The organism is Streptococcus anginosus subsp. whileyi MAS624, assembly GCF_000478925.1.
Taxonomy (GTDB): Bacteria; Bacillota; Bacilli; order Lactobacillales; family Streptococcaceae; genus Streptococcus; species Streptococcus whileyi.
In genome coordinates this window covers 1,215,715-1,227,319 of sequence record NZ_AP013072.1, presented here as the reverse complement: position 1 = coordinate 1,227,319, position 11,605 = coordinate 1,215,715, and the positions used below count along the sequence as shown (strand labels likewise).

Below are 11,605 nucleotides of genomic sequence, written 5' to 3'. Positions count from 1 at the left end.
TCAAAAAGACTTTCCCGAACGTTTTTGAGAAGTTTAGCTTTGAAAGTGTTTGTTTTCTTTATTTTTTTGGTATAATAATCCTATCAAAACTGGAGGATTCCAAATGAAAACGGATATAGAAATTGCTCAGAGTGTTGACTTGCAGCCGATTGCTGATGTAGTGAAGAAAGTTGGAATTGATTACGATGATTTGGAGCTTTACGGTAAATACAAGGCTAAATTGTCTTTTAATAAGATTCAGGAATTGCAAAAGAACCCAGTTGGTAAGCTGATTCTGGTAACAGCAATCAATCCAACACCGGCTGGCGAAGGGAAATCGACTATTACTATTGGTTTAGCGGATGCTCTCAATAAAATCGGCAAGAAAACCATGATTGCTATTCGTGAACCATCTCTTGGACCAGTTATGGGAATCAAGGGTGGAGCCGCTGGAGGTGGTTATGCACAGGTTCTACCAATGGAAGACATCAATTTGCATTTCACAGGAGATATGCATGCGATTACCACTGCCAACAATGCCCTTTCTGCTTTGATTGATAATCATTTACATCAAGGAAATGCTCTAGGAATTGACCAACGTCGCATTATCTGGAAGCGCGTGGTAGATCTGAATGACCGTGCTTTGCGGCATGTGACCGTCGGTCTGGGCAGTCCGGTTAATGGAATTCCGCGGGAAGATGGTTTTGATATTACGGTTGCATCTGAAATCATGGCTATTCTCTGTTTAGCGACAAGTATTGAAGACTTGAAAGAACGTCTAGCTAATATCGTTATTGGTTATCGTTATGATCGGACGCCTGTTTATGTTCGAGATTTGGAAGTAGAAGGGGCTCTTGCTCTCATCTTGAAAGACGCTATAAAGCCCAATCTAGTACAGACTATTTATGGAACCCCTGCCTTTGTTCACGGTGGACCGTTTGCCAATATTGCTCACGGCTGTAATTCCGTTTTGGCAACGACAACAGCTTTGCATTTGGCGGACTACACGGTGACTGAAGCTGGCTTCGGTGCGGATCTAGGGGCTGAAAAATTCCTAGACATCAAAACGCCCAATCTGCCGACTGCTCCAGATGTAGTGGTTATTGTTGCAACTCTTAGAGCATTGAAAATGAACGGTGGTGTCGTTAAAGAAGATCTGACAACTGAGAATGTTGAAGCGGTTAAAGCAGGTTTTGCCAACCTCAAACGCCATGTGGGAAATATCCGTAAATTTGGTGTTCCGGTCGTGGTGGCTATCAATGAATTTGTGACGGACACCCAAGCTGAAATTGCCGTTCTCAAGGAACTTTGTGCAGAGATTGATGTCCCGGTGGAATTGGCTAGTGTCTGGGCAGATGGTGCTGACGGTGGATTGGCTCTTGCGGAAGTTGTGGTCAAAACGATTGAAACGAGACCTGCCAAATACACTCGACTCTATGACAACAATCTGTCTATCGAAGAAAAAATCGAGAAAATTGTCAAGGAAATCTATCGTGGAACAAAAGTCAATTTTGAAAAGAAAGCAAAAACTCAAATTTCTCAAATTGTCAAGAACGGCTGGGATAAGCTGCCAATTTGTATGGCCAAGACCCAGTACAGTTTTTCAGATAATCCAAATCTTCTAGGAGCGCCAGAAAACTTTGAAATCACTATCCGCGAAGTAGTTCCAAAATTGGGTGCAGGTTTTATTGTCGCCCTAACTGGTGATGTTATGACGATGCCCGGTCTGCCAAAACGCCCAGCAGCCCTCAATATGGACGTAGCAGCAGACGGAACTGCTATTGGACTATTTTAAAACGAAAAAGGTTCGAGAGAGCCTTTTCTTTTTGAATTTGGTAAAATATACATGGTGATATACTTCATTTTTATGAAAGTAATAAGAAGAAAGGAAGGTTCGGATGAACATCAGATTAGCAAATAAAAACGCCGCCGCTGTTCTTGTAGCTATTTACGCACCTTATGTGGAGAAAACAGCCATTACTTTTGAGTATGATGTTCCGTCGGTGGAGGAATTTTCTGGTCGGATTGAGAAGACCTTGGAAAGGTATCCTTATCTGGTGGCTGAAGAAGAGGGAGTCATTCTGGGTTATGCTTATGCTTCGACTTATTATGGTCGAGAGGCATACAACTGGGCTGTTGAACTATCGGTCTATGTAGCTGATGAGAATCGCGGCAGAGGGATTGGGAAGCAGCTTTATGACAAATTGGAAGAAATTCTTGAACAGCAAGGTTTTGTTCATTTTCTAGCTTGTATTGCTCTGCCGAATGACGCCAGTATTTCTTTCCATAAAAAACGTGGTTATCAGCAAGTAGCACATTTCCCAAAAATCGGCTATAAATTTGACTGCTGGCATGATACAGTTTGGTTGCAGAAGAGTTTAGATAAACCAGCAAGACCAATTAAATTATTCAAAGATATGAATGTTGAAAGTGAATGGTAATATGAAAGTAGAAGATATTTTCCAAGAATTAAAAGAAGTAGCAAATCCTGAAGATGCTATTCACATGAAAGCATATATGAAAGACCAATTTGAGTTTTTAGGAGTTAAAACACCTGTTAGACGCCAAGTTTCTAAGATATTTTTTAAGAAAAATCACAAGTCTACGATAGATTGGGAATTTGTCAATCAGGCTTGGGAGAACCCCTATCGTGAAATGCAATATGCGGTGCTGGATTATTTAAAACTAAAACAAAAATTTTTGACCTCAAACGATTTGCCAAAGATAAAGAAATTAGCACAAACAAAGCCATGGTGGGACACGATTGACTTTTTGTGCCGCTCAGTAGGCTTTATTTGCCTGCACTATCCTGAGACAAAGAAATTTGTGTTGGAGTGGAGCAGGGATGAAGATTTTTGGCTGCGGCGCCTTGCCATTGAACACCAATTGCTTCAAAAAGAAGAAACAGATGTCCCATCAGTAGTTAAAAACTGATGAAGAGGATCGATAAATGAAATATCGCAGGCAAGTATTGATGAACTAGCAAAAACCGAACCAATTCTCTTTGTGAGCATTACCCAAGAGGATTGGTTCGGTTTTTTGTCTTACTTAGTTCCTAGTTTGCTTTTCGATTTTCATTGAGTGTTAGATATTTTTTGCTCTAAGTGATGTATATGATTGTATCTAGTATAATGAATGATAATAATCGTCAAAATAGTAGTGACTGTCCAGATAGCGTATTGATGAATGAAACGTGTGAGAAATCCAGTAAAAATAGCACCGCCGATGAAACTAGCGACAATCATAGAGTAATTAGCCGCTTGCCTTCTAATAATATGTCTGCGGTCTTTAAAACGAATATACTCATACCAAGCAGTGACCATTCTCCGATAGTTTCCTGAAGTCATCATAATCATGTAGGGATAAGACTCAATTTTTGAGCCTGTATAAGTTAGCATGACCATTCCGGTAGAGGTTGCAAGCAATATCACCCAGATAAAATAATGAGAATGAAAGAAAGGAAAGAGGAAAGTCGTGAGAGTTAACGGTAAGACTCCCCAAGTACGCCAATGTGAGCTTTGCGCCCGTTCCTTAAGTAGAATACCGAGGACAAAGCCACAGGTAAAGAAGATAAGCGAAAGAATACGGTAAGCAGTCTTTACGGTCGGCCCATCCCAATCGGCTACGATTAAAATAATATTCCCTGTCTGAGTGGCGATTAGTGTACTAAATTGTATATGCGAAAAAACGTCTAGGCAACCACCCACAGCTCCGAGCAAGAGAGCCATTGTTCGCCTATCTTGAGGCATGGGGACAGGCTGTTTCGTAGTATCCATAACTTTATCCTCCTAAAGACTATTTTACTCTTTTAAGGCACCAATTTCAAATATGGATAAGCTAGAAAATCTCTCATAAAAAATAGTTTGACTTTTAGGATTCTCTATAGTAGAATGCTAGATATGCGATGAGTCGATAGGTGGCGCAAGCCACATATTGAGCATGGGAGGTCATATACGCAGGAGCGGACCTTGATGAGTTGTGTGAACCTGCTCATCACACGAAAGTGCCCTTAATCCCTACTTTTTAGTGGGGATTTTTTTCTTATAAGTCTTTTCAATTCTTTAGAAAAGTAGTATAATACCAGCAATACACAAATTTTTTGAAAATTCAGAGAGGTATGTTATGGGATACACAGTTGCTGTGGTAGGTGCTACAGGTGCCGTTGGAGCTCAAATGATCAAAATGCTGGAAGAATCAACTCTTCCGATTGAGAAAGTACGCTACTTGGCTTCAGCTCGTTCAGCGGGGAAAGTTTTGAAATTTAAAGACCAAGACATCACAATTGAAGAAACAACGGAAACTGCCTTTGAAGGTGTAGATATCGCTCTCTTTTCAGCAGGTGGCTCAACGTCTGCCAAGTATGCTCCTTACGCTGTCAAAGCAGGAGCTGTTGTCGTTGACAATACCTCTCATTTCCGTCAGAATCCTGATGTTCCTTTGGTTGTACCAGAGGTCAATGCACATGCACTTGATGCTCATAACGGAATTATCGCCTGCCCAAACTGCTCCACTATCCAGATGATGGTGGTGCTGGAACCTGTTCGTCAGAAATGGGGCCTAGAGCGTATCATCGTATCGACCTATCAGGCCGTTTCGGGTGCTGGTATGGGGGCTATTCTTGAGACTCAGCGTGAACTGCGGGAGGTCTTAAATAACGGTGTCAATCCGCGTGATATCAAGGCAGAGATTTTGCCTTCTGGTGGTGACAAGAAGCACTATCCGATTGCTTTCAACGCTCTTCCTCAAATTGATGTTTTCACGGACAATGACTACACTTACGAAGAGATGAAGATGACCAATGAAACCAAAAAAATCATGGAAGATGACACGATTGCGGTTTCTGCTACTTGTGTTCGTATCCCTGTTCTTTCAGCGCACTCAGAGTCTGTCTACATCGAGACAAAAGAAGTAGCACCCATCGCAGAGGTCAAAGCAGCTATTGCCAATTTTCCTGGAGCAGTATTAGAGGATGATGTTGCTCATCAAATCTACCCTCAAGCTGTTAATGCTGTCAGCAAAAAAGAAACATTTGTTGGTCGTATCCGCAAAGATTTGGATGCTGAAAAAGGGATTCATATGTGGGTGGTTTCAGACAACCTGCTCAAAGGTGCGGCTTGGAATTCTGTTCAAATTGCTGAGACCTTGCATGAACGTGGCTTGGTGCATCCAATAGCAGAAGTTGTTTTTGAGATGAAATGAAGTATGAGATAGCATTCATATTATTGTACTTTGCAAGCTAGGAGAGGAAGGATGAAGTTTATGTCTATAGAAGATTTAAAAAAAGCAAGAATCATAACAGCACTTGTAACACCGTTTAAAGAGGACGGTAGCATTAACTTTGAGGCTCTTTCTAAGCTGATTGAACATCTTTTAGCGCATCATACAGAAGGATTGATTATCGCAGGAACGACAGGCGAAAGCCCAACTCTGACGCATGAAGAGGAGCTAGAATTATTTGCAGCAGTTCAAAAGATTGTAAAAGGGCGGGTTCCGTTGATAGCCGGAATTGGTACAAATGATACTCGAGATTCAGTTGAATTCGCGCGTGAAGTTGACAAATTTGGTGGTTTTGCTGCCGGACTTGCAGTGACTCCTTATTACAACAAACCGACTCAAGAAGGTCTATATCAGCATTATAAAGCGATTGCGGAAGCTTCAAATCTGCCAGTCATCGTTTATAATGTTCCTAGCCGAACGGTTGCTGGTTTGACAGTAGAAACTTCCTTGCGCTTAGCACAATTGCCAAATATTATTGCAATCAAGGATTGTACAGGCATAGATGCTCTTACTCATTTGGTTGAAAACGCTCCACAGGACTTTCTAATTTATACTGGGGAAGACGGACAAGCTTTTCATGCAAAGGCAATCGGAGCACAGGGCGTTATATCTGTTGCGGCTCATACCAATGGAGATGACTTTTATGAAATGTTTGCTGCTTTAGATGAGGGTAAGCTGAAAAAAGCTGCTCAGATTCAACGTCAGTTGTTACCCAAAATAGAAGCTCTCTTTTCTGTGACTAGCCCAGCACCACTTAAAGCTGTGCTAAATTCTCAAGGATTTGAAGTCGGACCACTCCGCCTCCCGCTTGTTGCCTGTACAGAGGCAGAAAAAGCCTCTATCCTTCCATTTTTTGAAGATTGAAATAACCATTTTAGATTTGTAAAAAGTCGTAAAGATGTTGTTAAAATTTCTTATTAAAGTAATTAATTTTTTTCATTACGGAGGACTTTGGCATCTAATGCCTTTGATGTGGATTATTGCTGTTATTTGTATTTCTGTAAAGGCTTATTTACCGGCAATTCTATTGCGATTTCAGTTGAATGTTTTCCATTAATTATGTTTTTCATCACCAGATATTACGAGAAAATATTTAATTAAGGGCTTGACCTGTCCGTTAGGGGCTGGGATATCATCTAATTGAGGAGGTGGTGCATCATGTTGAGAAATGAAATTCAAAATAAAACTGGTTTGACCAGAAAAGCAATTGAGTACTACGAGGAAAAAGGATTGATTAAGCCTTTGAAATTAGAAAATGGTTATCGAGATTATAGCGACGAAGACATGAAAATCTTGAGTAAGATATCTTTATTTAGAAAAGTTGGGCTTAGTATATCTGAGATAAAAGAATGCTTATCTTCAAATGGGAATTCATTATCTTCCATACTTAGAAGAAAACAACATCAGCTGGATATTGAACAAAAGAGGAAAGAGGTTATTAAGCTAATCGTTAAGAAAGAAAGCCAGACTCTTATTGATGATAAGATAGCTTTGATAGAAGCAGAAGAAAGTATTTATGAGAGATTAGAAAAAAACATTTCCAGGATATTTTGGGCAATTAATTTTTTCTGCATACCAGCCATTTTTGAATGAACATTTAAGAGAGGATGGAAAAGAAGCTTATAAAAAATTTGTTAACTATCTAGATAGTCTTCCTTCTTTTAATCTTAGTAAAGAAGAACAAGATTATATTGAAGAAGTAAGCTCTGCTTTTGATATGAAAGTACTAAAAGAAGTTAATGCGTCAAAAATTGAAGCAATAGAAAATGTCGAAAAGTGGCTAAAAGAAAATAAGAATATTATAGCTCAATATCAAGATTATAAAAATAGCGACAATTATAAAAATAGTCTTATGAAAACAATTCAAGATAAATTACAAACATTTATGTTAGACAATAAATATTATGAAATAGCAATTCCACTAATAAGGAAATTTAGTAAGAGTTATGATCAGTATTACAAAAAAATACTTATTGCAAACGAGCAATATTTGAAAGCTAGAGAGTTATAAGAGTATAAGGCATCTACTCCGAGTGAGCTGGTGCTTTTTTCAAAAATTTAATGTATCTGCTTACCCCAAAGGATAGACTTTCACTTTATTATAAAAAAATTATTAAAAACTCTTGCAATCTTTTTTTTCTTATGTTACAATCATTAATGGTTTGAAAAAACTGCCTAAGACAGTAGGGGAGTTCGACTCATAAAGATCCTACCGAGGACAAAACGTATCATGTAAAAAGAAGCGTATTGTACTTTCGTGTCTAGGTTTGGGCGCGTTTTTCTTTTGAAAAAATTCCCCAAGCAAAATAATTACGGAGGTGAACACACTAATGAGTGAAGCAATTATTGCTAAAAAAGCGGAACTAGTTGACGTAGTAGCTGAAAAAATGAAAGCTGCTGCATCTATCGTCGTTGTAGACGCTCGTGGTTTGACAGTTGAGCAAGATACAGTTCTTCGTCGTGAGCTTCGTGGAAGCGAAGTTGAGTATAAAGTCATTAAAAACTCAATCTTGCGTCGTGCAGCTGAAAAAGCTGGTCTTGAAGATCTTGCATCAGTATTTGTTGGACCATCTGCAGTAGCATTTTCTAACGAAGATGTTATCGCACCAGCGAAAATCTTGAACGACTTTGCTAAAAACGCTGAAGCACTTGAAATCAAAGGTGGTGCAATCGAAGGCGCTGTCGCATCTAAAGAAGAAATCGTTGCTCTTGCAACTCTTCCAAACCGCGAAGGACTTCTTTCTATGCTCCTTTCTGTACTTCAAGCGCCAGTGCGCAACGTTGCTCTTGCGGTCAAAGCGGTTGCAGACAACAAAGAAGACGCAGCTTAATCTTAAGCTATGCAGCGTAGCCTAGCTACAAACTAATAATAAATAACGAAAACATATTTGGAGGAAATAACAATGGCATTGAACATTGAAAATATTATTGCTGAAATTAAAGAGGCTTCAATCCTTGAATTGAACGACCTTGTAAAAGCTATCGAAGAAGAATTTGGTGTAACTGCAGCTGCTCCTGTAGCTGTAGCTGCTGCTGGCGCTGGTGAAGCTGCCGCTGCAAAAGATTCATTTGACGTTGAATTGACTGCAGCAGGCGACAAGAAAGTCGGCGTTATCAAAGCTGTTCGTGAAATTACAGGTCTTGGTCTTAAAGAAGCTAAAGAATTGGTTGACGGAGCACCAACTGTTGTTAAAGAAGGTGTTGCAACTGCAGAAGCAGAAGAAATCAAAACTAAATTGGAAGAAGCTGGAGCTTCAGTTACTCTTAAATAATCGTTCATTGATTGTTTAAGGGGGAAAGCCGAGTTTAAAAGCCTTTAGTTAATAGTAAAGGCGATAGAATAGGAAATGTTTCTTTAGAAACTTCCCCACAAACACCCCCACAATTTTTTGTGGGGGTGTTTTCTAAATTTTATTAAGGATTTAAACTTATGATTGATGTATTATTTTATAATACTGTTAATAATTATATCAATAAGAAAGTTAATATAAAAAAACAATTCCTCTTTCAAAAAAGGATTTTATAAGATATCTTATAAATGCTGGTGGTTTTAGGAATAAAGGTGTATCCTTTAGTGGACAAAGATTTTATTTTCATTTAGTTAATATGGCTTTAACAGAGAGTAATCAGAAGTTTTATATAACAGGTGATTATTCTAATTCGGAAACATCTATTAAATCAGCTATCTCCTATTTTATTGGCATACTATCAGCATATGCAATTGCAGAAAAAGAATATAAAATTCCTTATTTATATCATCTAAAGGATCCTGCTATCTCCAGGGTAGTAAACACCACTAAATATTTTCCTGATTTCTTTGGTTTAGGATATGGTAGTATAAATAATGCTTATTTAATTGAAGCTAAAGGTAGTGTGAAGAATAGTATAGATAATCGTACTATTACCAAAGCAAAAAAACAGGTTAACTCAATTGGTCAATTGACATTTAAGGAGTCTTCTGGTAATTACCATTATATAACTCGCTTTGAGAGACATATAACAGGTTCTTATTTCCAAGATGATGAATTAAAATTTTGTGATGTTGATCCTGAATATGATGGGGAATTAGAATACTCTTTAGACGCTAATGTTGCAATTTTACACTATTATAAAAATATTATCGAATTATTGTCGTCTAATAATAAAAAAATAGAAATCAAAAATTTAAATGGAATAGAATATACTTTAGTAGAATTTGAAGGTTATCAGATTGGAATTAATAAAGAAATATTCTATCTGTTAGAAGAATACTCAAATTATAATTATGAATTACCAGATGATTGTGACCTTTATAATTCAATATCCAAAATTTCAATGAACAGTTATGAGGAAACTTTTTTACTAAATAAAGAAGATTCAATTTCCCTTGGAAGAGATAGTATAATTGTTATCTAGTTAGTATTTTAGTAATTGTTAGAACTATTCCTAAATAATTAATTATTAATTTTTTAAGGCTGTAATCCGAGTTTTATAGCTTTTTGTTAATAGTAAAAGTGATATAAAAAGTGAAGTTTTCTTTTAGAACTTCTCTACAAACATCCCCATAATTTTTGTGGGGGGTTATTTTTTATAAAATTGATGTATAATTATATAATGCATTTAAAGAAAAACAAAGAACTTCCTAAGAGATCAGAAACTGTAACCAATACCTGTAATATTTGCAGTTAGTAGATTAGAAACGGTAATATGGAGAGGAGTGCTAGCCTCTCTATTTTTCCAGGAGGACATTATGAATAAAATTTTTCACTATCTGGATAAGAAAACGAAATTTTATACTGTCATCGGGGCACTGGCAAATGGAGGATTGGCTCTTGCTCAACCTTTAGTAGTATCTCGAGCTTTGTCCTTAAACCAAGGAGAACTAACCTATTTTAAGATAGTGCAATTTGCTCTTTTTGGTTTTACAGTCTACTTTGTCTTGTATAGCTTGATGCTCTTTTGCAATCACACGCATAACGTATTTCGACGTGAGATTCAGATGAATATGAGAGCAGATTTATTTGGTAAGTTAATGACAAATAAGGATTATAGTGAAGATGAAAAAATCACCATGCTCACACAGGATATGGAGTATTTGGGGGATAATTATTTAGAAAAGTACATTAACATAATTTGCTGGGGATTTGTTGCTTTACTAACAGCAATTTATATTATTACGCAAAATCTGTTACTGGGGAGTATTTTTGTCTTCTTTACTATCTTACGCCCTATTCCTCAATATTTAATGAACAAAAGGCTCAAACATACTGGTGACGATATGGCTCAAGACAGAGTGGAGGTTCATAATCAGGTATCTGACAGCATCCGAGGGGCGCAGACTCTGCTCATGAATCAAGCGATTCTGGAAAATAGACAAAAATTATGGAATGTGAATTGGAAATATCAACGAGCTATCCAAAAATTTTGCTTCACCCATAATATCGTCTTCTTTTGTAATGGCTTTATGGTATTTCTGAGTCAGGTTTTACCGCTTGTGTTAGGTTTCTTCTTTTCCATGAATGGTCATAGGGTATCTGTCGCTAGTCTTGTCGCCATGTATATCGCAGCTGGTCAGTTGGTGAGTCCTATCCAGACAATCATGTATGATACAGTAGATATCCAAGGGGCAAAAACGACTGCGGACAAGATTTATGGAGTATTAGACAGTAAAGATGATAAACAACTGGCGAAAGATGATATGCAAGAACTTCGTGCCCTGCACATCCAAAATTTAAGTAAATCTTATGGTAGCAGACAGCTTTTTACCCATCTGAATTTGGACATCCAAACTGGTCAGAAAGTTTTAATCAAGGGACCGAGTGGCTGTGGGAAATCGACCTTGTTTCGGATAATTATTGGTGAGGAGCAGGCTGATGAAGGTCAGATTACTGGTGTGACAACAACTAATAACTATACATCTCATTTTGTATCTAGTGTTGGTATTATTAGCCAGCATCCATTCCTTTTTAATGACACAGTTCGATATAATTTGACTTTGGGACAAGTCTTTTCTGATGAAGATTTGTGGTTTGTTTTAAAACAAGTCAAGCTCGACAATGAATTAACAGAAGGGTTGGACTTTGTTGTCAGTAACAATGGTGACAATATTTCGGGTGGTCAGAGGGTTCGGATTGAACTGGCAAGATTTCTTCTGCGTAAAAAGGATGTTTTACTAGTAGATGAGGTAACTGCTGCCTTGGACGAGGAAAACAGCCAGATGGTGCGTGATCTACTGTTTTCTCTACCTGTTATGATGCTAGAAATTGCTCACCATATTGAGGATGAAAGTAGATATAATCAAATTTTAGACTTAGGAAAATATTGAGCTATTTTTGATAGCTCTTTTTTGTGATAGAAGCTCCAAGCTATA

Annotated in this window: 11 protein-coding genes, 1 pseudogene and 1 other annotated feature; of the genes and pseudogenes, 11 read left to right on the top strand and 1 reads right to left on the bottom strand. The window is 37.8% G+C overall.

Features of this window, described 5'->3' with window-relative positions:
* The first annotated feature begins 103 nt into the window (after positions 1 to 103).
* The 3 genes and pseudogenes from ANG_RS06200 to ANG_RS06190 form a co-directional block, all read left to right on the top strand.
* Positions 104 to 1,774, top strand: a complete 1,671-nt coding sequence (locus ANG_RS06200) for a formate--tetrahydrofolate ligase (protein WP_025271807.1) — start codon at positions 104 to 106, stop codon at positions 1,772 to 1,774.
* A gap of 103 nt (positions 1,775 to 1,877) precedes the next feature.
* Complete coding sequence (locus tag ANG_RS06195) at positions 1,878 to 2,420, top strand: GNAT family N-acetyltransferase (RefSeq protein ID WP_003033609.1); 543 nt, start codon at positions 1,878 to 1,880, stop codon at positions 2,418 to 2,420.
* Position 2,421: 1 nt separating this feature from the next.
* A pseudogene (locus ANG_RS06190) lies at positions 2,422 to 2,892 on the top strand (DNA alkylation repair protein); the annotation flags it as partial.
* Positions 2,893 to 3,053: 161 nt separating this feature from the next.
* Here ANG_RS06190 and ANG_RS06185 read toward each other — a convergent pair.
* On the bottom strand, positions 3,054 to 3,755 hold the full coding sequence (locus ANG_RS06185; RefSeq protein ID WP_003033549.1) for a YoaK family protein: 702 nt from the start codon (positions 3,753 to 3,755) through the stop codon (positions 3,054 to 3,056).
* A 346-nt stretch (positions 3,756 to 4,101) separates the two neighbouring features.
* On the opposite strand from ANG_RS06185, the gene ANG_RS06180 reads away from it, so the two are divergent.
* The 8 genes from ANG_RS06180 (at position 4,102) to ANG_RS06150 (ending at position 11,560) form a co-directional block, all read left to right on the top strand.
* Positions 4,102 to 5,178 carry an aspartate-semialdehyde dehydrogenase gene (locus ANG_RS06180; protein WP_003033542.1) on the top strand — a complete coding sequence of 359 codons (1,077 nt, stop codon included), beginning with the start codon at positions 4,102 to 4,104 and terminating at the stop codon, positions 5,176 to 5,178.
* A 60-nt stretch (positions 5,179 to 5,238) separates the two neighbouring features.
* Complete coding sequence (gene dapA, locus ANG_RS06175) at positions 5,239 to 6,120, top strand: 4-hydroxy-tetrahydrodipicolinate synthase (protein WP_025271806.1); 882 nt, start codon at positions 5,239 to 5,241, stop codon at positions 6,118 to 6,120.
* Positions 6,121 to 6,414: 294 nt separating this feature from the next.
* Positions 6,415 to 6,849, top strand: a complete 435-nt coding sequence (locus ANG_RS11455; protein WP_003033567.1) for a MerR family transcriptional regulator — start codon at positions 6,415 to 6,417, stop codon at positions 6,847 to 6,849.
* Positions 6,842 to 7,267 carry a hypothetical protein gene (locus ANG_RS11450; protein ID WP_003033648.1) on the top strand — a complete coding sequence of 142 codons (426 nt, stop codon included), beginning with the start codon at positions 6,842 to 6,844 and terminating at the stop codon, positions 7,265 to 7,267. The genes ANG_RS11455 and ANG_RS11450 overlap by 8 nt, the downstream gene beginning before the upstream one ends.
* 145 nt (positions 7,268 to 7,412) lie before the next feature.
* Positions 7,413 to 7,548, top strand: a sequence feature (ribosomal protein L10 leader region).
* 38 nt (positions 7,549 to 7,586) lie between these two features.
* Positions 7,587 to 8,087, top strand: coding sequence for a 50S ribosomal protein L10 (rplJ, locus tag ANG_RS06165; RefSeq protein WP_001287274.1), 501 nt, complete (start codon positions 7,587 to 7,589; stop codon positions 8,085 to 8,087).
* Positions 8,088 to 8,159: 72 nt separating this feature from the next.
* Entirely contained in the window at positions 8,160 to 8,528 is a 369-nt protein-coding gene (rplL, locus tag ANG_RS06160; protein WP_003024225.1) for a 50S ribosomal protein L7/L12, read from the top strand.
* A gap of 334 nt (positions 8,529 to 8,862) precedes the next feature.
* The gene (locus ANG_RS06155) at positions 8,863 to 9,651 is read left to right on the top strand and encodes a hypothetical protein (protein ID WP_003036681.1); all 789 of its coding nucleotides are present in this window, start codon (positions 8,863 to 8,865) and stop codon (positions 9,649 to 9,651) included.
* 334 nt (positions 9,652 to 9,985) lie between these two features.
* On the top strand, positions 9,986 to 11,560 hold the full coding sequence (locus ANG_RS06150; protein ID WP_025271805.1) for an ATP-binding cassette domain-containing protein: 1,575 nt from the start codon (positions 9,986 to 9,988) through the stop codon (positions 11,558 to 11,560).
* Positions 11,561 to 11,605 lie beyond the last annotated feature (45 nt).

Bases quoted from the DNA above. Each gene is read 5' to 3' on its own strand.
- ANG_RS06180 (WP_003033542.1), top strand. From the start codon at position 4,102: ATGGGATACACAGTTGCTGTGGTAGGTGCTACAGGTGCCGTTGGAGCT.
- ANG_RS11455 (WP_003033567.1), top strand. From the start codon at position 6,415: ATGTTGAGAAATGAAATTCAAAATAAAACTGGTTTGACCAGAAAAGCA.
- dapA (WP_025271806.1), top strand. From the start codon at position 5,239: ATGTCTATAGAAGATTTAAAAAAAGCAAGAATCATAACAGCACTTGTA.
- ANG_RS06200 (WP_025271807.1), top strand. From the start codon at position 104: ATGAAAACGGATATAGAAATTGCTCAGAGTGTTGACTTGCAGCCGATT.
- ANG_RS06155 (WP_003036681.1), top strand. From the start codon at position 8,863: ATGGCTTTAACAGAGAGTAATCAGAAGTTTTATATAACAGGTGATTAT.
- ANG_RS06195 (WP_003033609.1), top strand. From the start codon at position 1,878: ATGAACATCAGATTAGCAAATAAAAACGCCGCCGCTGTTCTTGTAGCT.
- ANG_RS06150 (WP_025271805.1), top strand. From the start codon at position 9,986: ATGAATAAAATTTTTCACTATCTGGATAAGAAAACGAAATTTTATACT.
- rplJ (WP_001287274.1), top strand. From the start codon at position 7,587: ATGAGTGAAGCAATTATTGCTAAAAAAGCGGAACTAGTTGACGTAGTA.
- ANG_RS06185 (WP_003033549.1), bottom strand. From the start codon at position 3,755: ATGGATACTACGAAACAGCCTGTCCCCATGCCTCAAGATAGGCGAACA.
- rplL (WP_003024225.1), top strand. From the start codon at position 8,160: ATGGCATTGAACATTGAAAATATTATTGCTGAAATTAAAGAGGCTTCA.